Genomic DNA, 24,807 nt, shown 5'->3' with positions numbered 1-24,807 from the left:
CCGGATATGGGGCCGACAACCGGAATTGCAACCGCCGAGGGACGCCTAAAACGTCCCGGCGAGACGCCCGGCCAGGCCGGGCGCCCGGTTAATCGTCCGTCGAGGCGGCGCGAGCGGCCGGTTCGTGATTCTGGTAGACCAGCAGGGGCTCGGAATCCCCGCGGATCACCGATTCGTCGATCACGACCTTGCTGACGTCATTGCGCGACGGGATGTTGTACATGGAATCCAGCAGCACGCCCTCGAGAATCGAGCGCAGGCCGCGAGCGCCGGTCTTGCGCTCCATAGCCTTCTCGGCGACGGCGCGCAGGCCGTCCTCGCGGAAGTCCACCTCGACCCCTTCCATTTCGAACAACTTGCTGTACTGCTTGGTCAGCGAGTTCTTCGGTTCGGTGAGGATCTGCACCAGGGCGTCGATGTCCAGTTCCTCGAGGGTGGCGATCACCGGCAGGCGACCGACAAACTCGGGGATCAGGCCGTACTGCACCAGGTCTTCCGGTTCCAGCTCGAGCAGGACTTCGCCGGTATTGCGCGTCTCGTCCTTACTCTTGACCTCGGCGCCAAAGCCGATGCCACCTTTTTCAGAGCGATTGCGAATCACCTTGTCCAGGCCGGCGAATGCACCGCCACAGATGAACAGGATATTCGAGGTATCCACCTGCAGGAATTCCTGCTGCGGGTGCTTGCGACCGCCCTGGGGCGGCACCGAGGCAACCGTGCCCTCGATCAGCTTGAGCAGTGCCTGCTGTACACCCTCACCGGACACGTCACGGGTGATGGAGGGGTTGTCAGACTTGCGCGAGATCTTGTCGATCTCGTCGATGTAGACGATGCCCATCTGGGCCTTCTCCACATCGTAGTCACACTTCTGCAGCAGCTTCTGGATGATGTTCTCGACGTCCTCACCGACATAGCCCGCTTCGGTGAGCGTGGTGGCGTCGGCGATGGTAAAGGGTACGTCGAGCAAGCGCGCCAGGGTCTCGGCGAGCAGCGTCTTGCCGGAGCCGGTGGGGCCGACCAGCAGGATGTTGCTCTTGCCCAGTTCCACGTCGTCGGAACGACCGCCGGTACCATGACGCAGGCGCTTGTAGTGGTTGTAGACCGCTACAGAGAGTACCTTTTTGGCACGTTGCTGGCCGATAACGTATTCATCCAGGATAGCCTTGATTTCCTGGGGGACGGGCAGGCGATCCTTGGCGGCTTCACCACCGCTCTCCTGCACCTCTTCGCGAATGATATCGTTGCAAAGATCGACACATTCATCGCAAATAAACACCGAAGGGCCGGCGATCAATTTGCGCACTTCATGCTGGCTCTTGCCACAGAAGGAGCAATACAACAGCTTGCCGCCGTCGTCGCCAGACTTGGTGGTTTCGTCGCTCATTAGACCGCCCTGAAAGAAAATATCTGAATCATCTTCGCCATAAGCTCAAAGATGATGTTTTTTCCGGTGTTTTGCAAGTCCTACGGACCATCAAACACCGGATATGTAACGTTACTGTGCGGCGTGTCCCCTTTTGTTCACGACCTCGTCGACCAGCCCGTAGGCCTTGCTTTCCTCGGCATTCATGAAGCGGTCGCGCTCGGTGTCGCGCTCGATAACCTCGAGCGGTTGGCCGGTGTGCTCGGCCATCAGCTCGTTGAGCTTCTTGCGGATGATGAGGATTTCGCGGGCGTGAATCTCGATGTCCGTGGCCTGGCCCTGGGCACCGCCGGAGGGTTGGTGGATCATCGTGCGCGCATTGGGCAGGCAGAAGCGCTTGCCCTTGGCGCCGCCGGAGAGCAGGAACGCACCCATGGAAGCGGCCTGTCCGACACACATGGTGCTGACGTCGGGCTTGATGAATTCCATAGTGTCGTAGATGGACAGTCCCGCGGTGACACTGCCGCCCGGTGAGTTGATATACAGGTGGATGTCCTTGTCCGGATTCTCGGACTCCAGGAACAACAGCTGGGCGACGATCAGGTTGGCCATGTGGTCCTCGACCGGGCCAACACAGAAAATGACGCGCTCCTTCAGCAGGCGGGAGTAAATGTCGTAGGAGCGCTCCCCGCGTGAGGTCTGCTCCACGACCATCGGGATCAGCCCGAGGTTGTTGATGGTGTTTGCGTTACGCCCGTCCGTCTGAAATGACATATATACCGTTCCTTATCGCATAGCTGGATGGAGGCCGGCGCGAAGGCCGGCCCGGAGGGGAGGAATCAGGCGTCTTCCTGGCCGGCGGGGGTAATCGCCTCCTGATAGCTGCACTCCTTCTCCACAATATTCGCACCCTCCAGCAGTTTTTCAACTACCAGATCTTCCAATACCTTCGATTCCACCGCGGCGAGTTGCTCACGGTTGGAGTAATACCAGTTGATGACCTCTTCCGGGTCCTCGTAGGTAGAGGCCAGATCTTCCACCGCTGCACGCACGCGGTCGGCGGTGGCGCGGATACCGTTCTTGCTGACCAGCTCTGACAGGACCAGGCCCAGACGCACACGCTTTTCCGCGTTTTCGGCGAACATATCGTCCGGAAGCAGGGATTTCAGATCGAGATTCTGGCCAACACCGCCGCCGAATTGCTGGAACATCTGGCGTCGCAGGGCGTCGACTTCCTGGGCGACCAGGGCGCGGGGAAGCTCCACACCGCCGTGCGCCTCGAGCACTGCGTCCATGACCTGCTGCTTGATTTTGCCCTCGACGGCATTTTTCAGCTCGCGCGACATGTTTTCGCTGACTTCCTTGCGGAACTGCTCTTCGCCACCCTCTTCCACGCCGTACTGGGCAAACAGCGCCTCGTCGACCGGTGCCGGCACCAGCGCCTGGACGCTGTTCAGTTTTACCTTGAACTCGACGGCCGCGCCGCGCAGTTCCTCGGCGTGGTACTCCTCCGGGAAGGTAAGCTCGAGCACTTTTTCCTCGCCGACCTGCATGCCGACGATGCCATCCTCGAAGCCCGGGATCATGCGGCCAGAGCCCAGTTCGAGGTCGGCGCCCTCGGCGCTGCCGCCATCAAAGGCTTCGCCGTCGCGGGTGCCCGCGTAATCGATATTGACCTTGTCGCCCTCGGCGGCTGCGCGCTCCACCTCTTCCCATGTGCCCTGCTGCTTGCAGAACACCTCGATGATGTTGTCGATGTCCGCATCGGTGACTTCCGCAACGGGCTTCTCGACCTGCATGCCCTGCATATCGACCACTTCCACTTCGGGCAGCACTTCAAAGGTGGCGATGTACTCGAGGTCCTTGCCGGCATCCAGTGAGCGCGGTTCGATGCTGGGCTGGCCCGCGGGACGCAGCTTTTCCTGCACCACCGCCTCTTGGAAGGACTGGCTCATCACTTCGCCGAGCACTTCCTGGCGCACGCCTTCGCCGTAGCGCTGACGCATCACCTTCATCGGCACCTTGCCCGGACGGAAGCCAGGCAGGCGCACGTTCTTGGCCGCCTTCTTCAGTCGCTCATCCACTTCGCTGTCGACCCGCGCGGCGGGGACACCGACGGTCAGCCGGCGCTCCAGGCCGGAAGTGGTCTCAATCGATACCTGCATGGTATGTCCTCATCAATATCCAGGTTGTACTGGGCTGCCTACTTGCTATGAGTCAGCGCCGTCTTGCTAATCGGAATCTGGTGCGGAAGGAGAGACTCGAACTCTCACGCCTTGCGGCACTGGAACCTAAATCCAGCGCGTCTACCAATTTCGCCACTTCCGCGCTGCCGTTCCCGGAAAATTCCTAGAAATGACTCGAGCTATCTCTGCTCAACTCTTTGAATTATAGGAGATATTCAACACCAGAAATTCACAGTTGGAAGCGGCGCAAGGGCGCAGATTCTGCCACAAACCGGGGGGCTGTTCAACTGCGGAAAATACGCGGTGGATGGCGGGCGCCAAGGTCAGATTATCGGCCGCCGCGGATCGATCTTTAGGCCAGGATCGGGAAAATTTTTAACACTATTATTCATTATGGTTATTTTTTATATTCCTAAATAGCCTAAAAAAACCACAATGCAGAGTGTGGAAAATTACCCAGAATGGCGCGATACTACGAGTGTGGCTACCTATCCCCTAGTTTATTCGGGTGGTCGCGGGAGCAAACCCAATGCTCTCTAAGGGAAGCAATTCCTTTATGTTTCACTCCTAATGGTCTTCTTGGGTCCCCTTTGGGACCCATTTTTTTGGGCTATATCTATATTATTCAACACGTTAGCTGATATATGGAGATTCGACTTTAAGTCGGACTACATGGTGTGCGTGGGGCGCTCCGAATTCAGGGAGCCAGCGAGGTGGTTTTCGATCTTGGCGTTGGCAGCTGCGTCCTGCTCGCTGAACTGCACGCCGATGCCGGCGGTGCGGTTCCCCTGGGCACCGCGCGGAGTGACCCACACGACCTTGCCGGCAATCGGGATCTTCTCCGGCTCTTCCATCAGGGTAAGCAGCATGAACACTTCATCGCCCAGCGAATAGGGCTTGTTGGTCGGCACGAACAGGCCGCCGTCGGCCAGGAACGGCATGTAGGCGGAATACAGCACCGCCTTGTCCTTGATCGTCAACGACAGGATGCCGTTGCGGCTGTTCTGTCTGTTGTCATTCATCGTGTCGACCTCTAGCCATCACCGCAGGATACTACCACCGGCCCGGGGGCCTCCCAATAGAAAATGCAGTTTTTCGAGCACTACTTCGCACAACAGCTGACGATTGGGGTTGGCGCCCGCGGCAACCGCGCGCTGCAGGCCCCCGATTTCGTCGAGCAGCGCGAACAGGCGCCGGGCTGGCTCGCCCTGGAGCTGCCCCGCGGCGGCACCGCGCAACTCCCGGCGCACGGTATCCGCGACCTGCTCGAGCACCTGCTCCAGGTCGACGTCCTCGAGCATATTGATTGCTTCGCCGACCCCCACCTGCCCGGCGAGCAGCGCGCGGCAGGCAATGCGGGATGCCACCTGTTTCTCAGCGTCTGCACTGCCGTAGAGTGATTCCGCGAGCAGCGGCAGCCCGCCGGCAAAATCCAGCCAGCGCTCGCTCTCCCCGCGCTCGCCGGTTACCTGGTCCAGCCAGGCCAGCGACTGCTCCGCCGAGGGCGTGACCAGTCGCTGCATCTGGCAGCGCGAACGCACGGTGGCGGGAATGCGTTGCACACGTGCACTGACCAACAGCAGGAAAGTATCCGCGGCCGGTTCTTCCAGGCACTTCAGCAGCGCATTCGCCGCGTTGGTGTTCATTGCCTCGGCGGGCGATATCACCACCACCTTGGCGGCGCCCTGCCCCGCGGTGCGACTGGCGAAGTCGATGGCCTGGCGCACCTGGTCGACCTTGATCACCCGGCTCTTCTCCTGCGGCGCTACCCAGCGGAAGTCGCCATGGGTACCGGCAGCACTCAACTCGCAGGCATGGCACTTGCCGCAGTTGATACCGCCCGTGGGCTGGTGGCACAGCAGCAGGCGGGACAAGGCCAGCGCCAGCCGCTCCTTGCCAATATGCGCGGCGCCCGCCAGAAGCAGGGCGTGCGGTAATCTGCCCTCCTCGCGCTGGCGGCCCAGGCGCTCCCAGGCCGGCTGTTGCCATGGCAGGGGCGCGCTGCAGGCGGGAAGTCCGGCGAGTTCCATCAGCCGAGCCTCGCATTCCAGCACTGGCCGAGTTCGGCGCAGAAACCCTGCAGATCCGACTGCACGGCGTCAAGCGGCCGGGACGCATCGATACAGCGATAGCGTCCGCTGCTCTCTTCGGCCAGTTGCAGGTAGGTCGCGCGCACGCGCTCGAAAAATTCGGCCTGTTCGCGCTCGATGCGGTCCAGTTCGCCGCGTTCACCGGCGCGGGACAGGCCGACATCGACCGGGGCATCGAGCAGCAGGGTGTAGTCCGGGCGCAGCTCGCCCTGCACCAGTTGTTCCAGCTCGCGCACCAGACTGACCGGCAGCTGGCGCCCGCCGGCTTGGTAGGCATAGGTGGCATCGGTGAAGCGGTCGCACAAGACCCAGTGGCCCGCGGCGAGGGCCGGCTCGATGACCTGCTCGATATGCTGGGCGCGGGCCGCGAAGATCAGCAGCAACTCCGCCGCCGCGGCCATGGGTTCCTCACGCGGTTGCAACAGCAGCGCACGCAGCTCCTCGCCGAGTGCCGTGCCACCGGGTTCGCGGGTCACCACGAGATCGACGCCGAGGCCACGCAGGCGTTCCTCGAGAAAGGCCATGTTGGTTGATTTACCAACGCCCTCCCCGCCTTCGACGGTGATGAAGAGTCCTCGGGCTGTCATTCGGCTTCTGCTTCGGGTGGCGGGCTGGAACGGTAATCCTCGCGCCGCTTTAGCTGGTATTTACGCACGGCGCGTTCGTGCTCGGCAAGGGTCACGCTGAACTGGTGTCCGCCATCGCCGCGGGCGACGAAAAACAGTGTGTCGCCGGGCGCCGGGTTCAGTGCAGCGTGGATTGCCGCGCGCCCGGGCAGCGCAATGGGCGATGGCGGCAGCCCGCGGTGGCGATAGGTGTTGTAGCGATTGCCCGCATCCCTGAGGTGACTGCGACGCAGGTCGCCGCTGTAGTCGTCGCCCAGGCCGTAGATGATCGTGGGATCGGTCTGCAGCAGCATGTTCTTGCACAGGCGGCGCACGAAGACGCCTGCAATCTCGGCACGCTCCGAGGGCATGCCGGTCTCGCGTTCGACGATGCTCGCCATGATCAGGGCTTCGTAGGGCGTTTCGTAGGGCAGATTGGGTGCCCGTTGCGCCCACTCCTCTTCCAGCACCGAACGCATGGCGCGGTTGGCCCGCTGCAGGATATCGAAGTCGGTCGCGCCGCGCTCATAGCGGTAGCTGTCGGGGAAGAACCAGCCCTCGGGATTCTCGAACGGCGCGACCAGCGTGAGCAGTAGCGGATCCGATGGGCCGGTGAGCAACCTCTCCAACTGCTTCTCCTGTTGCAGGAGAGTAATCGCACGCGCCAGGGTGATTCCCTCCGGCAGGGTGACCTGGTAGCTGATCACGAGTCCGGAGCTGAGCAATTCGAGCAGGGCCGCGGGTGTCGTGCCCGGCCTTACCAGGTACTCCCCGTGACGCATGCGCTGGTCGAGGCCGGTAGCGCGCCCGTAAAGGCGCAACAGCCACGGGTCCGGGTAGACACCCTCGGCCTGCAGGCGCGCAGCGACGGCGGCGAGAGTCTCGCCCGGCTCGACCATCAGGAACAGGCCGTTCTCGTCGATGGCCAGCGCGCGCTCCCAGCGCTGCTGCAACAGCGCGGCCAACAGGCCGCCGAGCAGGAGCATGAGCACCAGTGCAATACCCAGCCAACGCTTCACGCAGTGCCCCCGTCAAAATCGCGCGCCAGGACGTCGACATAGGCCTGGTGCAGGCGCCTGGCGACAGGATGATCCTGCCAACGCCGGGTATCACAACTGCCCACGGGCTGCAGGCCGCGCAGGCTGTTGCTGCAGAACACTTCCTCGGCGTCCTGGACACGCTGCAGTGAGAGCGACTGCTCCAGCACCGAAAGACCACACGCCGGGGCCAGGCGCTCGATCACCAGTCGCCGCCGCGTACCCAGAATGCCGCAGTCGGCGAGCGGCGGCGTGTACAAACAGCCGGACTCGACGATAAACAGGTTGGCCGCAGCCAGGGAGCAAACATTGCCGGCGGCATCGAGCATCAACGCGTCATCGGCGCCGGCCGCCGTCGCCTGGCGCGCCGCGATAACCTGCTCGAGACGGTTGAGGTGCTTGAGTCCCGCCAGCGCGGGCTGTGCAGACCAGCGAATCTGCGCCACCGCTACGTCAAGCGGCGCAGGCGGGTCCCGGTGATCCTGTTGCAAGGGGGCCGCGGTGACCACGATGCGCGGTGTCGCATCCGGCGGCGGCGCATAGCCGCGCGGACCCGCGCCGCGCGATACCGTGATGCGCAGTGCGGCCCAGGGCAGCTCGGCCAGACCTTGCGCCGCGGTGCGCAGCGCAGATTCGCAGCGCGCCAGGCAGTCGGGGAACGCCAGGCGCTGCAGTCCGCTGGACAGGCGTTGCAGGTGGTAGTCGAGAAAGTGGGCGTGGCCGAGCTGCAGCAACAGGGTCTCGAACAGGCCATCGCCGAAGTCGAGACCGCGGTCCGGCAGCGGCAGCGCCGTCGCCGGCTCGCCATCCACCCAGATCGAGGGTACGGGCGGCTGCATTGGCCGGGCGGTCAGTCTAGCCTGCTGAACACCAGGGACCCGTTGGTGCCGCCAAAGCCGAAGGAGTTGGAGAGCACGTTGCGGATAGTGCGCTGCTGGGCAGTATGCGGCACGAAATTGAGTGGCGCCGCGCCCTCGTCCAGGTTGTCCAGATTGATGGTTGGCGGGCAGACCTGGTCGCGTATCGCCAGCACCGAAAAGATGGCCTCGACTGCGCCGGCAGCACCGAGCAGGTGACCGATCATGGACTTGGTGGAACTTACCGCCACCTGTTCAGCGGCGCTGCCCATGACCCGCGCAACCGCGAGGCTCTCGGCGACATCGCCGGCATTGGTCGACGTGCCGTGGGCATTGATGTAATCGATCTGGTCCAGAGGTACAGCGGAATCACGCACCGCGTTAGACATGGACAACGCCGCGCCGCGACCATCCGCCGGCGGCAGGGTCATGTGGTAGGCGTCGCCACTCATACCGAAGCCGGTGACTTCCGCGTAGATGCGGGCACCGCGCGCACGGGCGGACTCGAGTTCCTCGAGCATCAGCACACCGGCCCCCTCCCCCAGCACGAAGCCGTCGCGGTCGCGGTCCCAGGGACGCGACGCCGCTTCGGGATCGTCGTTACGGGTAGACAGCGCGCGCGCAGCGGCGAACCCCCCGAGGCCCACCGGCGTGGTCGCCATCTCGGCACCACCGACCAGCATGGCCTGGGCATCGCCCTGGGCGATCAACCGGGCGCCGATGCCGATGTTGTGCGTGCCACTGGTGCAGGCAGTAACCAGGGCGAGGTTCGGACCCTGCATGTTGTAGCGCACCGAGAGGTTACCGGAGATCATGTTGATGATCGAACCCGGCACAAAGAACGGGGAGATGCGCCGTGGCCCGGAGGTTTTCAGGATCTCGGAGTTCTTTTCGATCTGGCCGATACCGCCGATCCCTGAGCCGATGGCACAGCCAACATACGGCGCCAGTTCCTCGGTGATCTCCAGCCCGCTGTCCTCAAAGGCCTGGATACCCGCCGCCATACCGTACTGGACAAAGGTGTCCATCTTGCGGGCTTCCTTGGGCTCGAGATACGGCCCGATATCGAAGCCGCGCACGCTGGCGCTGAAGCGCGTGGTGTAGGCGGAGGCGTCGAAGGTATCGATTGGCGAGACACCGCTTTTCCCTGCGAGAATATTCTCCCAGGTCTCGGCGACGGTGAGACCGACCGGGCTGATCATGCCCAGCCCTGTCACGGCGACTCTTCTGCCTATCAACGCTTACTCCTTTGATTTTGGGCTTTCAGGACTACATAACGTAGAAAAGCCGCTCTATCTTAAAATAGAAACGGCTTCTCGGGGGCGTTCTTGTATCAGGCGAGGTTTTCGTTGATATAGTTGATAGCCAACTGAACAGTGGTGATTTTTTCGGCTTCCTCATCGGGAATCTCGGTCTCGAATTCTTCTTCGAGGGCCATCACCAGCTCCACAGTGTCCAGAGAATCAGCGCCAAGGTCCTCGACGAAGGACGCCTCGGTAGACACTTCTTCTTCTTTTACACCAAGCTGTTCCGCGACGATTTTCTTAACGCGTTCTTCGATGCTGCTCATGATGTTTTGTCACTCCTGAGTTTAGTGCTATATCAAACCAGAATTTACGGCCTGCGCGCGCATTTTACTCTGTTTTGTTTGATAGTTATAAACTTTTTTTCCCGCTGTTCCAGCCTATCCGGCCAGTTTTCTGTTGACCAGCTTACCCCATGTACATGCCGCCGTTAATGTGGATTGTTTCACCGGTGATGTACGCGGCAGCGTCACTGCAAAGAAATGTCACCAGGGCGCCGATTTCCGCCGCCTCACCGAGTCGGCCGAGGGGAATCTGCTGCAACAGCAACTCGCGGTTCGCCTCCGGAAGTTCACGGGTCATGTCGGTATCGATGAAGCCCGGGGCCACGCAATTGACGGTGACTGCGCGCGAGCCCAGCTCCCGGGCCAGCGCCCGTGCAAAGCCCTCGGCACCTGCCTTGGTAGCGGCGTAATTGCTCTGTCCCATGTTGCCCATGGAGCCGACCACCGAGGTAATGTTGACGATGCGTCCCCAGCGCGCCTTGGTCATGCCGCGCAGGCAGGCCTTGCTCACGCGGTACAGCGCGTTGAGGTTGGTATCGATGACGTCGCTCCACTCATCGGGCTTCATGCGCATGAGGATGTTGTCGCGGGTGATACCGGCGTTATTGACCAGCACCAGCGGCGCACCGAAACGCTCGTTAATTGCGGCAATGACCGAGTTGACACTGTCATCATCGGCGACATCCAGGCGCATGCCGCAGCCGGGATTGCCCGCCGCCTGCAGGTAGGCGGTGATCGCTTCCGCTCCGGATTCGCTGGTCGCAGTGCCCACTACCGTCAAACCGCTGGCCGCCAGTTGCTCGGCGATAGCCCGGCCAATACCCCTGCTCGCCCCGGTGACCAGGGCTACCTTATTCGCGTCACTCATCGGTTGTTTCAAGCTCCCTCACATTGGTGTTCGCCCAGTGCCTCGACAGCTTCGGCGAGATCCGCCGGCTCCTCGATGGCATAGCATAGCAGCGACTTGTCGATACGCCGGGCGAGGCCGGTCAGCACCTTGCCGGGACCACACTCGACGGCGGCGCCGACACCCGCATCGAGCATCGTCTGCACACAGCGCGTCCACTGCACCGGGCTGTAGATCTGTTCGACGAGCAGCGCGCGGATCTTCTCGGGGTCGCTTTCAGTGCGCGCGTGCACGTTGTGTACCACGGGCACCGCAGGCGTGTTGATAGCAACGCCGGCAATGGCCTCGGCCAGGCGTTCGCCGGCCGGCTTCATCAGTTCGGTATGGAAAGGTGCGCTCACTGCCAGCGGCATGACCTTTCTCGCCCCGGCGGTCTTGAGCGCCTCACCGGCGGCATCGACCGCCGCACTGTGTCCGGCGATAACCACCTGGCCCGGGGAATTGAAATTAACCGCGGCGACCACGCCGTCGGTCTCGGCACACAGTTTATTGATCGTGTCGTCGTCCAGGCCGATAACCGCGGCCATGGCGCCCTCTCCCACCGGCACGGCGGTTTGCATGAAGCGCCCGCGCTGGCGCACGAGATCCACTGCATCGGTGAACGACAGCGCGCCGGCACACACCAGCGCAGAAAACTCACCGAGACTGTGGCCGGCCATAATATCCGGCGTCGCACCGCCCTGCGCGTTCCAGGCGCGCCACAGCGCGACAGAAGAAGTCAGCAGGACTGGCTGGGTGGTTTCGGTGAGGTTGAGGGCGTCCTGGTCATCGCCCTGCACGAGGGCCCAGACATCGTAGCCGAGGACTTCAGCGGCTTCGGCGAAGGTGTCGCGGACTTCCGGATAGGCGGCATGGGCTGCTAAGAGCATGCCGATCTTCTGGGAACCCTGGCCTGGGAATACAAAAGCGGTCTTGTTCTGGGACATGGCAACTTCCTGTCATCTCGACGTTTATTGAGCGCGCGCCTGTCCAAGGGCCACGAAGGCCGGACATGCGCACACCGGCCCCTGCGTCGGGAGCCTGTGTTGGGTAAAAATCGGGGTGGGGAATGCGCACAGCGCCACCGGGGGTGGCGCTGTTGGCGCGGGGAAGGAACTCCCCCGTGTTTGTTCGCTGCGCTGCTGACAATAGCCGCTACCGGGATTGCTTCCGGCGGCGTCAGTGCTCAGTCGTCAGCGCCGGTGTCCACGACTTTCTTGCCGCGGTAGAAACCATCAGCGCTGACGTGGTGACGACGGTGGGTTTCACCGGAGGTCTGGTCGACGCTGGTGGTCACGCCGCCGAGGGCGTCGTGGGAACGACGCATGCCGCGCCGCGAACGGGTCTTCCTGTTTTGCTGAACTGCCATGGCTAACTCCTGGGCTCTTCGTCCTGCTTCAGCTGGGCCAGCACCGCGAACGGGTTGGGTTTTTCCGGGGCCGGCTCCATCGGGGGCTCGACGTCCGCGCTGTACTCGGACAGTATCTGTTTACAATCCTGTGTCTCGTGATAACTGTAGGGCGGCATCAGGAGAATCAGTTCCTCCTCGACGATATCCCACAGGTTACACCCCTCCTCGCCCACGACCAGTGGATCGAGGTCGCGTGGCAGGTGCCTGGCCTGCTCATCGGTCCAGACAATGCCCAACCGGGCCGCGCCGTTTAGAGCCAGCGGCATCGGCTGCAGGCAGCGCTGGCAGGTCACCTGGACCTGTGCACTTACCTCAACGCTGACCACCGGGCGGTTTTCCTCGTCCCGGTTGAACGCCAGTTGCGCCTCGATCCTGCCTTCATCGCCTGCTAAAAGCGCTTGAAAACGCGGCAAATTCGAGGGTTGCAGCACACCGCTGACGGCCGCGCCCCGCGCTGCCGCCTTGCGGGCGTCTAGCAGTGTCGGGAGGGGGTCGCTCAACATAGGCGCGCATCATAGTGACGCGCCCCCCCTTTGTCAAAAAAAATTCTATAGAATACAAGCAGTTCTCACCACTATTCACACTCGGCCAGAGGGCCCCATGAATCTGCTGCTCGCCTCGACCTCGCGCTACCGGAAAAAGCTCCTGGAACGGCTGTGCCTGCCCTTCGCGTGCCGGGACCCCGGGGTGGACGAGCACCCCCTCCACGGGGAGAGCCCGCAGGACTTGGCGGCACGCCTGGCCATGGCCAAGGCGCGGGCTGTTGGCGCCACCGCGCCGGATGCCTGGGTACTGGGCAGTGACCAGGTCGCGGCCCTCGACGGCCAGTGCATGGGCAAACCCGGCGTACACGCGGCAGCCGCGGCACAGCTGCAGGCCAGCTCAGGAAAAACGGTCGAATTTTTCACCGCCGTGGCGCTGGTGCGGGGCGAACCGGCCCACGCCCGGTGCGAGGTGCACAGCACCCGGGTCACGTTCCGGACGCTGGAAGACGCGGAGATCGAGCGCTACCTGGCGGCGGAAACACCCTATGACTGCGCGGGCAGTTTCAAATGTGAGGGACTGGGCATCGCCCTGTTCGAGCGCATCGAGAGCGACGACCCCACCGCACTGGAGGGGCTGCCTCTGATAACCACCTGCCGCTTACTGCGGGCAGCGGGATTCACGCTGCCTTAACTATGCGCATCGCGCCGCCAGAGTTGGCCGTGCGCGCAGGCAGAATTAGCGCATCACGGCGCCAGAACCAGCCGCGCCACTAGAATCAGCTCCGCCGCGCCGCCAGGGCCGGCAGGTCCAGCAATTCGGGCAAACTGTCGACAATGGCCACCGGCGCGTGCCCGGACAGCCGCTCAGGGGAATGCACCCCATAGCTGACGCCCACGGAGGGAACCCCGGCGTGGGCGGCCATCGCCAGGTCGTACTCGGTGTCACCGATCATGACCACCTCCGCCGGTGCGACGCCGCGCTCCTGCATGATTTCCACCAGCATCAACGGGTCCGGCTTGGACCGGGTCTCATCCGCGCAGCGACTGGTGTGGAAGAAGTCCTCGAGGCCCAGCACCCCGAGCACGCGATCCAGGCCGCGGCGGCTCTTGCCGGTGGCCACGGCAATCTCGAGACCGCGATCCTTGAGTGCCTGCAGGGTCTCCAGGGCGCCCGGGAACAACCGCGGCGGCCCCTGTTCGCTGTTCACGTAATGCCGGGAATAGACCCGGGCGATGTCCTCGAGCAGGGTTTCAGGGGCGTCGGGGAACAGCACCGCGACCGCCTGCGGCAGGCCGAGGCCGATGATATTGGCCGCGGCCTCATCGCTGGGCACCTCGACCCCGAGCTCCGACGCCGCGGACTGAATGCTGGTGACAATCTGTGACACGGAGTCACACAAGGTTCCATCCCAATCGAATATAATCATAAATGCAGTTAGTTACGAAGTTTATCTAATGTGTTTTCAAGATCTTCGTCGAGCGGAGCGGACCAGCGCATGCGCCCGCTGTCCGGCACTTTGCAGGAGAGCTCGCTGGCGTGCAGGAACAACCGCTTGAGACCGAGTTGCGCGCACAGCGCCGCCCCCGCCTCATCGCCATACTTGTCGTCGCCCAGCAGCGGGAAGCCCGCGTGCCGTGCGTGCACGCGAATCTGGTGGGTGCGGCCAGTGACCGGTTTCGCCTGCACCAGGGTTGCGCCGGGAAAACGCTCCACCACACTGAATTCGGTGAGCGAGGGCTTTCCCTCGCGATCGACCTTCACCATGCGCTCACCCGAACGCAGCACGTTCTTCAGCAGGGGCGCCTCCACCCGCGCTAGGCTGCGCGGCCACTTGCCCGCGACCAGCGCGAAGTAGCGCTTGTCGACCTCGTCACCGCGCAACTGGCGGTGCAGTTCACGCAGGACCTTCGCCTTGCGCGCGATCATGATCAGTCCCGAGGTGTCGCGATCCAGGCGGTGCACCAGTTCCAGGTAGCGATCCTCGCTGCGCGCCTGGCGCAGGCACTCGATGAGCCCGTAGTTGAGACCGCTGCCGCCGTGCACGGCCAGCCCCGAGGGCTTGTTCACCACCAGCATGCCGTCATCTTCATAGATGATGCTGTCGAGCACCCGCTCGGTCCAGAAGCGCGGCACGCTGGCCGGCTCGCCGGGCGCCGCAGTGCGCAGCGGCGGGATACGCACGATGTCGCCCTCGCCCAGGCGATAGTCCGCCTTGGCGCGCCCTTTATTCACGCGGATCTCACCCTTGCGCAGAGCCTTGTACAGGCGCGTGCGCGGGACGCCCTTGAGCTCCCGGGTGAGGTAGTTGTCCAATCGCTGGCCCTCGGAGTTGGCGTCCACCGTCAGGTGGCGTACGCCTGGCCGCCCGCTTTCACTGTCTGACATAAGCTACGGAAATCGTTTAACTTTCCTAAACATGCTGTTACTATCGCCGGGTGTGTCGCACGCACCGTGAAGGTTTCCGGTGGCGTGCATGTACAGCCGCTGGTGAAGATTGGGCCTGCCGACGAAATTGCAAGGTACCGCCAGGGCAGCACACGAAGGAGTCGAAGCGAGATTTCTCCCACGGAAACAAGGGTTTCCGCCACGAACAAACCGCGACGACGTTATATCGAACCGAGCAGCAGCGTCTGCCGGGACACCGAATCAGACAGTGATATCTGTAGTGTCGACCGACCCAGGTGCAGCGACACTACCAAAAAGGCGGAGTGGCTGCCATTCCCCTGACCCGAACGCCCTGCCCGACTGGCATTGGCCGCAGCGGTCACCGACGAGAACGCACCTGGATGCCGGGAGACAACGGCTGCTGCCGCGCACCTGTAGGTGCCGGCCCCGAACCGGCGCAGGCGGGCAGATAACACCTCAACCGCATCTGCCTGCCCCGCCCTCCCGAAGGCCCCCCGGGCCCGCATAGACTGATTCCTGCCCCGCCAGGCCTGCCGTTCACAGGCTAATGGCAAACCTATGAAGAAAATGCTGATCAACGCAACTCAACCCGAAGAGTTGCGCGTAGCGCTGGTCGACGGCCAGCGACTTTACGACCTCGATATCGAAAACCGCACCCGCATCCAGAAAAAATCCAACGTCTACAAGGGCAAGATCACCCGGGTCGAACCCAGCCTCGAAGCCGCCTTCGTCGACTTCGGCGCCGAGCGTCACGGCTTCCTGCCGCTCAAGGAAATTTCCCGCGAGTACTTCAAGGGCAAGGGCGACGGCGAAGGCCGCGCCAAGATCAAGGAACTGGTCAAGGAAGGCACCGAAGTCATCGTCCAGGTGGACAAGGAAGAGCGTGGCAACAAGGGCGCAGCCCTCACCACGTTTATCTCCCTGGCCGGCCGCTACATGGTGCTGATGCCCAACAACCCGCGCGCCGGCGGCATCTCCCGTCGCATCGAGGGCGACGACCGCTCCGAGCTGCGCGAGGCGCTCTCCGCGCTGGAAATCCCCAACGGCATGGGCGTAATCATCCGCACCGCCGGCGTCGGCCGCTCCGCCGAGGAACTGCAGTGGGACCTCAACTACCTGCTGCAGCTGTGGGAGAAAATCACCACCGCCGGCCAGGACGTGAAGGCGCCGGTGCTGCTGTTCCAGGAAAGCAACGTCATTATCCGCGCCATCCGCGACTACCTGCGCGAGGACATCGACCAGGTGGTGATCGACCAGCCCGAGGCCTTCAAGCAGGCCCAGGACTTCGTCTCCATGGTCATGCCGCAGTTCAAGAACCGCCTGCGCATGTACGAGGACGGCATCCCCCTGTTCAACCGCTTCCAGATCGAGAGCCAGATCGAGACCGCCTTCCAGCGTGAAGTGCGCCTGCCCTCCGGGGGCTCCATCGTCATCGACCCGACCGAGGCTTTGGTCTCCATCGACATCAACTCCTCGCGCGCCACCAAGGGCAGCGACATCGAGGAGACTGCCCTGCAGACCAACCTCGAGGCAGCGGACGAAATCGCCCGCCAGCTGCGCCTGCGCGACATGGGCGGCCTGGTGGTCATCGATTTCATCGACATGCTCGCCGCGCGCAACCAGCGCGCCGTGGAAAACCGTATGCGCGATGCCCTGAGCATCGACCGCGCCCGCGTACAGGTCGGCCGCATTTCCCGCTTCGGCCTGCTCGAGATGTCGCGCCAGCGCCTGCGCCCCTCCTTGGGTGAGACCAGCAACATCGTCTGCCCGCGCTGTACCGGCCAGGGCACCATCCGCGACACCAAGTCGCTGGCCCTGTCCATCCTGCGCCTGCTCGAGGAAGAGGCGATCAAGGAGCGCAGCGCCGAGGTCCGCGCCATCGTCCCGGTGGACGTGGCAGCCTACCTGCTCAACGAAAAGCGCGTCGCCCTGAGCGACATCGAGCGCGAAACCCGGGTGCGGGTGCTGGTCATCCCCAACCCGAACCTGGAAACCCCCCACTTCGACGTGCAGCGCCTGCGCGACGACGAGGTCGAGGGCAACCACGAAACCAGCTACAAAGTGGAAATCGCCGCGCCCGACGTCGAGGCGATTACCGATACCCACCAATCCGTCGTACAGCCCCAGGCCATCGTGCAGGGCGTAACCCCGCAGGGCCCTGCGCCGGAAACCCAGGAGCGCCCGGCGCGTGTCGAGCCGCAGGCCGACGCAGCTCGCCAGGCTCCTGCAGCGCCCGCCCCGCTGGCGCCCGCCGAACAGCCGGGCCTGTTCTCGCGCCTGTGGACCGCGCTGCGCGGCGAAGTGCCGGAGGAAGCACCGGCCGAGCCGCAACGCAAGGCCAAGCCCCAGTCCGAGCGCCCGCAACAGCGCGGCGGCCAGAAGTCCGGTGACAAGCGCCGCGATGGTGGCGACAACCGCGGCCGGCGCAAGCCGCGCAGCGAAGAGGGTCGCGACAACAGGTCTGAAGGCCGCACCGACGGCAGGTCCGAGGGCAAATCCGAAGGCAAGTCCGACGACAAGCGCAACACCGAGCGCGGCGAACGCCGCAATGGCGGCGACCAGGCCCGGCGCGAGGGCCGTCGTGAGGGTGGCGGCGAGGGCCGCCGTGAAGGTGGCGGTCGCAGCCGCGGCCGTCGCGGAGGCCAGAAGCGCCGGCAGGAGGTTAACGCCGAGGCCGCCAACGATCGCGATCAGGCGAACGCTGTCCCGTCCGCCAACGAAGAGTCCCAGACTCGCACCAGGGAAGAACCCCAGGCGCGCCAGGAGCAGGACCGCGACAACCAACCGCGCAAGCGCCCATCGGACATGAAGCGCGAGCAGCCGCCGCGCCGTCGCCGCAACCGCGGTCGTCGCAGCGAAGGCGGTAGTGACGCCGCAGCCAACGACAGCCAGGCGACCCAGCAGGCAGTGGCCGAGGTCAGCGAGGAGGCGGTAACCGCTACCACCGAGAGCGCAGCAGCAATCGCTGAGGCGCCCGCTCCGGCCGTTGCAGAAGCCCGTGTGAACGCCGATGCAACGCCCGCGGCACAAGCGCAGTCGCAGCCCGAAGTAGCGGAGCAGCCTGCAGCAAGCCAGTCGGAAGTCAGCGCCGAGCCCTTGGCGGCCGAGGCTCAGGCAAACGCCGAGCCCCAGGCAAGCGCCGAGGAGCCCGAGGTTGCGCAGGAGCCGGAACCGGTCGCCGAAGCCCCCGCTCCGGCTGCTGCCGCACCTGCCCCGGCACCGAAGCCGCAAGCAACCGCAGCACCTGAAGCCGTCGCAAGCCGCGACGGCCTCACCGCCGATGGCCGTGCGGTCAACGACCCGCGTGTCGAACCGAAGCCGGTGGAGAAGGTGGAGATCACTACCCGCCAGATCCAGCTGTTCAGCGACAGCGTGGCACCGCCCGCCGCGCACAGCGGTCGCGTGGCACCGCGCGCTGCCAACGACCCTCGCGGCCCCCTGTCGGCGCCGGCTCCGATGGCCGAGGCCGCTCACTCCTGACCTCGTTTCCGCGGGCAATCCCGATGGGTTGCCCGCGGCATCGCGCTTACAGTGGCATTGCATCGAGGTGAGCTTGTCTCACCGAAAGTTACAGGTATAATGCCGCCTTCCTCGCGCTCTGGCGCGAGCCAAAATTCAGTGAAAAGTTTCCGGTGGGCTGGCTGAGCGGTCGAAAGCGGCGGTCTTGAAAACCGTTGAGGCGAGAGCCTCCTGGGGTTCGAATCCCTGGCCCACCGCCATTTTTCTCCAGGTTGTTTCCAGGGTGACTCCCACCCGGAAGCGACCGCCCTCCCCCCAGCACCAGGCCTCATACTGCGACGCGCCAGTAGCCTCCGTACGCGTTATTGGCACCGCAAACTGGCACACCAGGAGTATGACCGCACTAGCGGTCCCTCAACCTCGGGACCCAACACCAGTCCCGCCCACCAGATATCCCGGCCAACTCTCGCAACCAACTATCCCGGCCAACACGCGACCGGCTGATATACTGAAAAGCGTTATCGCCAAATAGAGCGACTGGCGCGCCCACCGGGTTCGAGACATGGCTGATCCGACCATTCATGTGCTGCATGTAAATGCCATGGACATGCTGTCCATGAGTATCGGTGTCCTGTTCATCGGCATGTACCTCAACAGTCGGTTCGGTTTCCTGAAGCGCAACTACATTCCACCGGCGGTTACCGGCGGGTTGGTATTCAGTGTCATCTCCACCTTGCTGTTCCTCACCTGGCAGGTCGAGTTCGATTTCGACATGCGCTTTCGCGACCTGCTATTGCTCGTGTTTTTCAGTACTGTCGGGCTTTCTGCGAGAATTTCACAACTGACCAACGGCGGCCGAGCGCTGTTGTACATGGTTGCTGTCGCAGCGGCATTTCTCATCATCCAGAACATCGTAGGCGTCGGCTTTGCCTACGTGATGGATGCTCCGCTGGGTTACGGCCTGATGGCGGGCAGCATCTCGCTGGCAGGGGGACACGGTACGGCGGCCGCCTGGGCGGTCGAGGCGGAGTCTGTGGGGCTGGTAAGGGCTGGCGAGATCGGCCTGGTGTTCGCCACCTTCGGCCTGGTCAGCGGCGGATTACTGGGAGGGCCTATCGCGCGTTTGTTGATCGGCCGCAACGATCTGCCAACGCCCGGCAAAGAGTCTCGAGACACCGCGCCAGAAGTGGCCGACGGCCCGGTGAGAGCCGGCGTATTTGCCGACTACCCGTTGTTCCCTGTGCTGAGGGCACTCCTGATCCTGGCGCTGTGTGTCAGTCTCGGCGACATGGTCAATCGCGCACTTGCCGACAGCGGACTGAAACTCCCCGGTTTTCTCACCTCGATGTTTGTCGCCATCGCCCTGACCAATCTGGGCGAAGCGTTCGGACATCCCAGCGACCTGCGCACCATCGGCGGATTCGGCGGTGTCAGCCTGCACCTGTTCCTCACCATGAGCATGATGACCATGCAACTGTGGCACCTGAGCAGTTTGTTCGTGCCCGTTGTGTTGTTACTCGCCCTGCAGGTACTGGTGATGACGCTATTTGCCACCTACGTGGTATTCAGGGTCATGGGTGCCGACTACGACGCCGCGGTGCTGGCCGCCGGTTTTACCGGCCTGGGGCTCGGTGCGACGCCGGTCGCCATCGCCAACATCGAGGCGGTGACGGAACACTACGGCCCCTCGCCGAAGTCCTTTCTGGTCATTCCGCTGGTCGGCGCGTTCCTCATCGACCTGCTGAATGCCGGCGTGATCAAGCTCTTTATCAAGCTGATCTACTGAATATCGCTGCTGCGAAGGTCGTTATAGCCCGCTGCAAATCGGCGGCAGCACGAAAAAGGCCACGTATCAGTGGCCTTCAGTATTTTTGCAGGACTGCACAAGTGCCGACAGTCCGGCGACCGGTAACCTGCCCAGGCGACTTCGGGGACAAACCTCGAAGTCGCCTGTTCCGGCTTACACCACGCGCGAACGTCGACGCATGCCGAGCAGCAGACCGCCCGCCAGCATCGCACCGCTGGCCAGGGCAATGGCCGGCAGTTGGCTGGCGGTGGTCGGCAGTGCCGCCACTTCCGCCGCCGGCGTCACGTGGGCCAGGTCCTCGCTCGTGTCGTCCGCGGCGAAGGCGACCTCGGTCACGCGCTCCTCGAAGAACTTATCCAGGGCGAGGTACAACTGGATCTCGTCGCCGCCCGAGAGGTTGCGAACGCGGCGCTTGAGACCATTGATGTACACGCTGTGGTTCATGTCGGGACGCACTTCGATGGTCTGGTCGGTAGCCGGCAGGTAGAGGCGGACGCGATTGCCATGCACGCTGCGCACCACCATCTCCGCCCGCGCGTAAAGGGCTCCGTCGATATCGTAGACGCCCTCGCAGCTGCCCTTGAGCATACCGAAACGCTCCCTGGTCTCTGCGGTGGCCTGGTACCGGTCCGCATAGTCCGCACAATCGCCCAACCGCTGTGGGTCCGCTGCCAGAGCGCTGGCGCTGCCCAGGATGGACGCGCTAACTACCAGACTTCTCAAAAGATCTTTCATGGGTTGAATCTCCAGGTCGGTAGAGGAAAAAGCCGGCGCTAGGGCGAAGTCTCCGCTGTTTGGCCGGTGGTAATTTCCCGCACCGCCGACGTCTCGGTTGATGTCGACGACGGTACAGAAACCGGGGCGTGGATCGCCGTGCCTGGGTCATCCAGGAGCGTAGCGGTCACGATCAACCGCTCGGGGGCGAAGCCGACGTAATAAAAGGGATAACAGGTGATCAGGGTGAGTACTGTGTCGCCGGTATCGGCGAGCACGGACACATCGAGGGGGTCGGTCACGTGCAGGGAGGCGACCTCGAAGCGCTGCTCCCCATCGAGCGTGCGCAGCGTGATCTGGTCGCCGACACGAATGTCCTTCAAGGCGCGGAAATACCCATCCCGATGCGCGGAAACGGCGATGTTTCCCTTCTCTCCCGGAAATGCCGTACCGCCTACCACGCCTGCGCCCCGATTCAGGGTAACCGGGTCGGTACCGGCAAACACTGGCACCTGCATACCCAGGCGGCCGATTTCCAGCAGGGCGAGCGGCGCGTCCTCAGCATTGGCGTCCGCAGTGTCCGCAGTGTCCGCAGGGATGTAATCCCGCACCCGACTGGCCGACCACAGTCGCTGGTCGGGAGGGGGCACCGCAAGACCGTCCGCCTGCGCGGCATAGGCGGCGTTAAAACTGTTGATCGCGGCACGGGAATGTACGAGGCCATCTGTCCACGCAGCGGCGACACAGAGAAGCCCGATCACACCAGACGTGGTGAGAATACGCTCTATAAATTGCAGGACTACCATGTTCATCCGCTGAACATTCTCCGTGCAACATCCGGGGAGGCGACAACGGGAGCTATTAGAAATCTCATGTATCCCGCCAGCGCCCGCAGAAAGTTAGATCAATACCTGTGGGTTTGCCCAACTTTATATGTCCCGATGCTCCAGATTGGCGGGGGAGGAGCGCCGGCATGGGCGTTAAATAGCTGGAGTGCCTAAACGGCCAGGTTTTTTATTCTCGAAATGAACAGGAGATAGAGGTACCGTCCTTGGGTCCGGGGTCAGAGTCTCGACTCTGACCCCTACTTCCCCAACACCTCTCTGCTTACCCGCGGGACCGGAGTCAGAGTCTCGACTCTGACCCCTACTTCCCGAAACGGCGGTCTGCTTTACGGAAAACCCGGACATAAAAAAGGGGCCCTCGCGGGCCCCTGGTCGTCCCCCGACCTTAATCGTTACAGCCGGTCGTTCAACCGCTGGTTGCTCCACTTGAAGCGGAAGCGCGACTCCGGCACTTCGACAACCGGCGACGGTACGCGGTCGAGCACGTCGGAGTCGTAGTATTCGTTGAACAGGAAATCCCGCGCCTGGTAGTTATCCTCGAATACGGCCTGGTTGATCGCATTGAGCGGCGCAAACACGCCCGACGCCTTCAGGGTCAGGTCCGGGCTGAGGCCCGGGGTGAAATGCGTGGCGCGCGCGGTGCGCCGGCCCACCTGTACAGAATTTACCTCGAGGAACAATTTGTTCTCCTCCGGCAGGGTCGTATTCTCGTAGAGGTCGATCGCCATACGGTGATCGTTGATCGTGTCGTCCTCATAGATAGACGCGACGAACACGGTCTCCGGCGGCAGGCTCTCGAGTTTGTCATCCGGGGTGTCCCAGCTGTACCAGGGAGCGGACGTGTACACATAGGAGGCCACCCCGCCCCAACCCTGCTCAACCAGGCCCTTGTAGGCCATGTAGGGCGTCGCCCCGCCGCCAAAGGAGTGACCGACGAAACCGACCCGGTCAAGGTCCATGACCGCGCCAAATGCGTCCACCGCGTCGGTGAAGCCGTCCCACAGGGTCGCGTACATCAGGCGAGAAGTGCTCGCCGTCTGGAAGGGTACGAACACCACGACATAGCCGTGGCTGGCCAGGTCATCGATCAGGTCGAAGTAGGCCGTCTTCCAGTTGTGGCCGCCATACCCGTGAGCGAAGAATATCACCGGGTGGCGTCCGCCATCGTCCGGGTGCAGCACCGTAATCGGCACCCTGGCCCAATGAGAATTCTCGATAGTCTCTACCTGGTATACGATCTCGCCCCGCTGCTCGTAGCCAAGGCTCATGTCATCCAAAGGAATCGCGTCAAACACGTTCAGTCTCCGTCTGTTTCACTGTGCCGCAGTCCTGCGGCCTGGTACCTAAATGGTCTTGGCAACGGTGTATCCCGTCGCTTGCAAACACTATCGGCCACCGGGTAGAAATAACCCAATGAAATTTAGGTATACAGAGACATGATTAGAGGTAATATCTTGGAGGGCGATGTGGAATACCGAATATGCTTGAAATTGAACCCCACACCCTTATCATCACTCCAAGTACCCCGAGTACCACAACGCACTGAAGTGACGGAGAAATCGATGCAAGAGAGAAGTCTGTACAACATGCACACCCAGAGCATGGACAACGTACTGGCGTCCAACAAGGTCCTTAAAAATACCTACCTGCTGCTGGGCATGACACTGGCGTTCAGCGCCGTCTGCGCCGGCATCTCCATGGCCGTGGGCTTCCCGCCCCTGCCCTGGTTCCTGTCGCTGGCCGTGATGCTGGGCCTGCTGTTCCTGGTTCACGCCACCGCCAACAGCCCCTGGGGCCTGCTCAGCGTGTTCCTGTTCACCGGTTTCATGGGCGCCATGCTCGGACCGATGCTGACTTATTACGCATCCATCCCCGGCGGCTCGCAGCTGGTGCTGCAGGCGCTGGGCGGTACCGCCATCGTGTTCTTCGGGCTGTCCGCCTACGCGCTGACCACCCGCAAGGATTTTTCCTACATGGCCGGCTTCCTGTTTGTCGGTATGCTGGTGGTGCTGGTAGCCGTTATCGCCAATCTGTTCCTGCATATTCCGGCGATGTCCCTGGCCATCTCCTCGGCGGTGGTGCTGCTTATGTCCGGTTTCATCCTTTATGACACCAGCAGGATCATCCACGGCGGCGAGACCAACTACATTCGCGCGACCGTGGCCCTGTACCTGGACATCTACAACCTGTTCATCCACCTGCTGCACCTGCTCACCGCCCTGAGCGGGGACGACTGAGCCTAACGGCCTGCAACAAACCCCGGCCAGTGCCGGGGTTTTTTATTGCCCGGTCCTCGCCCCCATGATTTACACACTGCTGGTACTGTCCTCGCCAGGCGCAGGCCACGGCGCGCGTACCGCCGCTGACTTCGCCCTCACCGCGATCGGACGCGGGCACACTATCAACCGCGTATTCTTCCTCGACGAGGGCGTCGATGCCGGCTGTGCCGCGGTGGTCTACCCGCAGGACGAGTCCACCCCGCTGGACAACTGGGCTGCGCTGGCTGAAGAGCACGCGGTGGAGCTGGTGCTGTGTATTTCCTCCGCACTCAAGCGCGGCCTGCTCGACAGCAGCGAAGCCCAGCGCTACGACAAGCCCGCGGCGACGGTGCACCCCGCCTTCAGCATCGGCGGCCTCGGGCAGCTGATCGAAGCGGCGGCCGGGGCCGACCGCCTGATGACCTTCGGTGGCTGACGTGGGCACCTCCACACGCAAGCGCCAACTCCTGGTGCTGCGCCACGCGCCTTACCACGGCGCCGCGGCCCGCGCCGCCGTGGACCTGGCGCTGGCCATGGCCGCCTTCGAACAGGACGTGGAACTGCTGTTCCTGGGCGACGGCGTGCTGCAATTGCTCAAGGACCAGGCGGCGGACGCCCTGGGGCGCAAGAGCCTGGGCAGGATCCTGTCCTCGCTGCCCCTGTACGATATCGAGCGCGTCTACGTGGATGCCGCCGCCCTCGCCCGCTTCGCCATCGCGGCGGACGCGCTGGTGCTGCCGGTGGAGCCGCTGGCGGAGGCGGAGATCCATGCCCTGATGAACGCCTGCGACCAGCTGGTGAGTTGCTGA

Annotated in this window: 25 protein-coding genes and 2 tRNA genes; 7 read left to right on the top strand and 20 right to left on the bottom strand. The window is 63.2% G+C overall.

Annotated elements, in window-relative coordinates:
- Positions 1–88 precede the first annotated feature (88 nt).
- The 15 genes from clpX to E4634_RS11540 all read right to left on the bottom strand — a co-directional run bounded on the left by clpX (position 89) and on the right by E4634_RS11540 (position 12,436).
- On the bottom strand, positions 89–1,384 hold the full coding sequence (clpX, locus tag E4634_RS11610; protein WP_135444013.1) for an ATP-dependent Clp protease ATP-binding subunit ClpX: 1,296 nt from the start codon (positions 1,382–1,384) through the stop codon (positions 89–91).
- Between the two features lie 111 nt (positions 1,385–1,495).
- On the bottom strand, positions 1,496–2,137 hold the full coding sequence (clpP, locus tag E4634_RS11605; protein ID WP_135444011.1) for an ATP-dependent Clp endopeptidase proteolytic subunit ClpP: 642 nt from the start codon (positions 2,135–2,137) through the stop codon (positions 1,496–1,498).
- A 65-nt stretch (positions 2,138–2,202) separates the two neighbouring features.
- The gene (gene tig / locus E4634_RS11600; protein ID WP_135444009.1) at positions 2,203–3,528 is read right to left on the bottom strand and encodes a trigger factor; all 1,326 of its coding nucleotides are present in this window, start codon (positions 3,526–3,528) and stop codon (positions 2,203–2,205) included.
- Between the two features lie 78 nt (positions 3,529–3,606).
- Positions 3,607–3,691: transfer RNA gene (locus E4634_RS11595), tRNA-Leu, on the bottom strand.
- 526 nt (positions 3,692–4,217) lie between these two features.
- Positions 4,218–4,571 (bottom strand): PilZ domain-containing protein, encoded by a 354-nt coding sequence (locus tag E4634_RS11590; RefSeq protein ID WP_135444007.1) that lies wholly within the window; start codon positions 4,569–4,571, stop codon positions 4,218–4,220.
- Between the two features lie 18 nt (positions 4,572–4,589).
- The gene (gene holB / locus E4634_RS11585; protein WP_135444005.1) at positions 4,590–5,579 is read right to left on the bottom strand and encodes a DNA polymerase III subunit delta'; all 990 of its coding nucleotides are present in this window, start codon (positions 5,577–5,579) and stop codon (positions 4,590–4,592) included.
- Positions 5,579–6,226 (bottom strand): dTMP kinase, encoded by a 648-nt coding sequence (tmk, locus tag E4634_RS11580; RefSeq protein WP_135444003.1) that lies wholly within the window; start codon positions 6,224–6,226, stop codon positions 5,579–5,581. The genes holB and tmk overlap by 1 nt, the downstream gene beginning before the upstream one ends.
- Positions 6,223–7,263: an endolytic transglycosylase MltG gene (gene mltG, locus E4634_RS11575; protein ID WP_135444001.1), complete on the bottom strand. Its 1,041-nt coding sequence runs from the start codon at positions 7,261–7,263 to the stop codon at positions 6,223–6,225. The genes tmk and mltG overlap by 4 nt, the downstream gene beginning before the upstream one ends.
- Positions 7,260–8,120, bottom strand: a complete 861-nt coding sequence (gene pabC / locus E4634_RS11570; protein WP_135443999.1) for an aminodeoxychorismate lyase — start codon at positions 8,118–8,120, stop codon at positions 7,260–7,262. Before pabC ends, mltG begins: the two co-directional genes overlap by 4 nt.
- Positions 8,121–8,131: 11 nt before the next feature.
- On the bottom strand, positions 8,132–9,376 hold the full coding sequence (gene fabF / locus E4634_RS11565) for a beta-ketoacyl-ACP synthase II (protein WP_135443997.1): 1,245 nt from the start codon (positions 9,374–9,376) through the stop codon (positions 8,132–8,134).
- Positions 9,377–9,471: 95 nt separating this feature from the next.
- A complete protein-coding gene (gene acpP / locus E4634_RS11560; protein WP_135443995.1) occupies positions 9,472–9,708 on the bottom strand; it encodes an acyl carrier protein in 237 nt (78 codons plus the stop codon).
- Between the two features lie 142 nt (positions 9,709–9,850).
- A complete protein-coding gene (gene fabG / locus E4634_RS11555; protein WP_135443993.1) occupies positions 9,851–10,594 on the bottom strand; it encodes a 3-oxoacyl-ACP reductase FabG in 744 nt (247 codons plus the stop codon).
- An 8-nt stretch (positions 10,595–10,602) separates the two neighbouring features.
- On the bottom strand, positions 10,603–11,559 hold the full coding sequence (gene fabD, locus E4634_RS11550) for an ACP S-malonyltransferase (protein ID WP_135443991.1): 957 nt from the start codon (positions 11,557–11,559) through the stop codon (positions 10,603–10,605).
- A 239-nt stretch (positions 11,560–11,798) separates the two neighbouring features.
- Positions 11,799–11,981: a 50S ribosomal protein L32 gene (rpmF, locus tag E4634_RS11545; protein WP_135443989.1), complete on the bottom strand. Its 183-nt coding sequence runs from the start codon at positions 11,979–11,981 to the stop codon at positions 11,799–11,801.
- A gap of 2 nt (positions 11,982–11,983) precedes the next feature.
- Positions 11,984–12,436, bottom strand: a complete 453-nt coding sequence (locus E4634_RS11540) for a YceD family protein (protein WP_167854868.1) — start codon at positions 12,434–12,436, stop codon at positions 11,984–11,986.
- 187 nt (positions 12,437–12,623) lie between these two features.
- Here E4634_RS11540 and E4634_RS11535 point away from each other — a divergent pair, with 187 nt between their 5' ends.
- Complete coding sequence (locus tag E4634_RS11535) at positions 12,624–13,199, top strand: Maf family protein (RefSeq protein WP_135443985.1); 576 nt, start codon at positions 12,624–12,626, stop codon at positions 13,197–13,199.
- A gap of 85 nt (positions 13,200–13,284) precedes the next feature.
- On the opposite strand, the gene E4634_RS11530 is transcribed toward E4634_RS11535, so the two are convergent.
- Both E4634_RS11530 and rluC read right to left on the bottom strand, forming a co-directional pair.
- Positions 13,285–13,935: an HAD family hydrolase gene (locus tag E4634_RS11530; protein ID WP_135443983.1), complete on the bottom strand. Its 651-nt coding sequence runs from the start codon at positions 13,933–13,935 to the stop codon at positions 13,285–13,287.
- A gap of 8 nt (positions 13,936–13,943) precedes the next feature.
- Positions 13,944–14,894: a 23S rRNA pseudouridine(955/2504/2580) synthase RluC gene (gene rluC, locus E4634_RS11525; RefSeq protein ID WP_135443981.1), complete on the bottom strand. Its 951-nt coding sequence runs from the start codon at positions 14,892–14,894 to the stop codon at positions 13,944–13,946.
- Positions 14,895–15,473: 579 nt separating this feature from the next.
- On the opposite strand from rluC, the gene rne reads away from it, so the two are divergent.
- The 3 genes from rne (at position 15,474) to gltS (ending at position 20,160) form a co-directional block, all read left to right on the top strand.
- Entirely contained in the window at positions 15,474–18,395 is a 2,922-nt protein-coding gene (gene rne / locus E4634_RS11520; protein WP_135443979.1) for a ribonuclease E, read from the top strand.
- 151 nt (positions 18,396–18,546) lie between these two features.
- Positions 18,547–18,634 (top strand) — tRNA-Ser (locus E4634_RS11515).
- 302 nt (positions 18,635–18,936) lie between these two features.
- Positions 18,937–20,160, top strand: a complete 1,224-nt coding sequence (gene gltS / locus E4634_RS11510) for a sodium/glutamate symporter (RefSeq protein ID WP_240725157.1) — start codon at positions 18,937–18,939, stop codon at positions 20,158–20,160.
- Between the two features lie 174 nt (positions 20,161–20,334).
- On the opposite strand, the gene E4634_RS11505 is transcribed toward gltS, so the two are convergent.
- The 3 genes from E4634_RS11505 to E4634_RS11495 form a co-directional block, all read right to left on the bottom strand.
- Positions 20,335–20,916 carry a hypothetical protein gene (locus tag E4634_RS11505; protein WP_135443978.1) on the bottom strand — a complete coding sequence of 194 codons (582 nt, stop codon included), beginning with the start codon at positions 20,914–20,916 and terminating at the stop codon, positions 20,335–20,337.
- 38 nt (positions 20,917–20,954) lie between these two features.
- Positions 20,955–21,707 (bottom strand): class D sortase, encoded by a 753-nt coding sequence (locus E4634_RS11500; protein WP_135443976.1) that lies wholly within the window; start codon positions 21,705–21,707, stop codon positions 20,955–20,957.
- Between the two features lie 425 nt (positions 21,708–22,132).
- On the bottom strand, positions 22,133–23,035 hold the full coding sequence (locus E4634_RS11495; RefSeq protein ID WP_135443974.1) for an alpha/beta fold hydrolase: 903 nt from the start codon (positions 23,033–23,035) through the stop codon (positions 22,133–22,135).
- Between the two features lie 267 nt (positions 23,036–23,302).
- Here E4634_RS11495 and E4634_RS11490 point away from each other — a divergent pair, with 267 nt between their 5' ends.
- The 3 genes from E4634_RS11490 to tusC all read left to right on the top strand — a co-directional run bounded on the left by E4634_RS11490 (position 23,303) and on the right by tusC (position 24,807).
- Complete coding sequence (locus tag E4634_RS11490; protein ID WP_206046865.1) at positions 23,303–23,977, top strand: Bax inhibitor-1/YccA family protein; 675 nt, start codon at positions 23,303–23,305, stop codon at positions 23,975–23,977.
- 64 nt (positions 23,978–24,041) lie between these two features.
- Entirely contained in the window at positions 24,042–24,434 is a 393-nt protein-coding gene (gene tusD / locus E4634_RS11485) for a sulfurtransferase complex subunit TusD (protein WP_135443972.1), read from the top strand.
- 1 nt (position 24,435) lies between these two features.
- Positions 24,436–24,807, top strand: a complete 372-nt coding sequence (tusC, locus tag E4634_RS11480) for a sulfurtransferase complex subunit TusC (RefSeq protein ID WP_167854867.1) — start codon at positions 24,436–24,438, stop codon at positions 24,805–24,807.

This window comes from Mangrovimicrobium sediminis (assembly GCF_004745945.1).
Classification (GTDB): domain Bacteria; phylum Pseudomonadota; class Gammaproteobacteria; order Pseudomonadales; family Halieaceae; genus Mangrovimicrobium; species Mangrovimicrobium sediminis.
This window is presented reverse-complemented; position numbering and strand designations above follow the sequence as displayed.

What these genes read in the sequence shown, in the direction of transcription:
- E4634_RS11530 (WP_135443983.1), bottom strand. Translation starts at nt 13,935, where the DNA reads ATGATTATATTCGATTGGGATGGAACCTTGTGTGACTCCGTGTCACAG.
- gltS (WP_240725157.1), top strand. Translation starts at nt 18,937, where the DNA reads ATGGCTGATCCGACCATTCATGTGCTGCATGTAAATGCCATGGACATG.
- pabC (WP_135443999.1), bottom strand. Translation starts at nt 8,120, where the DNA reads ATGCAGCCGCCCGTACCCTCGATCTGGGTGGATGGCGAGCCGGCGACG.
- E4634_RS11490 (WP_206046865.1), top strand. Translation starts at nt 23,303, where the DNA reads ATGCAAGAGAGAAGTCTGTACAACATGCACACCCAGAGCATGGACAAC.
- acpP (WP_135443995.1), bottom strand. Translation starts at nt 9,708, where the DNA reads ATGAGCAGCATCGAAGAACGCGTTAAGAAAATCGTCGCGGAACAGCTT.
- tmk (WP_135444003.1), bottom strand. Translation starts at nt 6,226, where the DNA reads ATGACAGCCCGAGGACTCTTCATCACCGTCGAAGGCGGGGAGGGCGTT.
- fabD (WP_135443991.1), bottom strand. Translation starts at nt 11,559, where the DNA reads ATGTCCCAGAACAAGACCGCTTTTGTATTCCCAGGCCAGGGTTCCCAG.
- tig (WP_135444009.1), bottom strand. Translation starts at nt 3,528, where the DNA reads ATGCAGGTATCGATTGAGACCACTTCCGGCCTGGAGCGCCGGCTGACC.
- fabG (WP_135443993.1), bottom strand. Translation starts at nt 10,594, where the DNA reads ATGAGTGACGCGAATAAGGTAGCCCTGGTCACCGGGGCGAGCAGGGGT.
- rpmF (WP_135443989.1), bottom strand. Translation starts at nt 11,981, where the DNA reads ATGGCAGTTCAGCAAAACAGGAAGACCCGTTCGCGGCGCGGCATGCGT.
- E4634_RS11535 (WP_135443985.1), top strand. Translation starts at nt 12,624, where the DNA reads ATGAATCTGCTGCTCGCCTCGACCTCGCGCTACCGGAAAAAGCTCCTG.
- rluC (WP_135443981.1), bottom strand. Translation starts at nt 14,894, where the DNA reads ATGTCAGACAGTGAAAGCGGGCGGCCAGGCGTACGCCACCTGACGGTG.
- holB (WP_135444005.1), bottom strand. Translation starts at nt 5,579, where the DNA reads ATGGAACTCGCCGGACTTCCCGCCTGCAGCGCGCCCCTGCCATGGCAA.
- clpP (WP_135444011.1), bottom strand. Translation starts at nt 2,137, where the DNA reads ATGTCATTTCAGACGGACGGGCGTAACGCAAACACCATCAACAACCTC.
- clpX (WP_135444013.1), bottom strand. Translation starts at nt 1,384, where the DNA reads ATGAGCGACGAAACCACCAAGTCTGGCGACGACGGCGGCAAGCTGTTG.
- E4634_RS11500 (WP_135443976.1), bottom strand. Translation starts at nt 21,707, where the DNA reads ATGAACATGGTAGTCCTGCAATTTATAGAGCGTATTCTCACCACGTCT.
- E4634_RS11590 (WP_135444007.1), bottom strand. Translation starts at nt 4,571, where the DNA reads ATGAATGACAACAGACAGAACAGCCGCAACGGCATCCTGTCGTTGACG.
- rne (WP_135443979.1), top strand. Translation starts at nt 15,474, where the DNA reads ATGAAGAAAATGCTGATCAACGCAACTCAACCCGAAGAGTTGCGCGTA.
- tusD (WP_135443972.1), top strand. Translation starts at nt 24,042, where the DNA reads ATGATTTACACACTGCTGGTACTGTCCTCGCCAGGCGCAGGCCACGGC.
- E4634_RS11505 (WP_135443978.1), bottom strand. Translation starts at nt 20,916, where the DNA reads ATGAAAGATCTTTTGAGAAGTCTGGTAGTTAGCGCGTCCATCCTGGGC.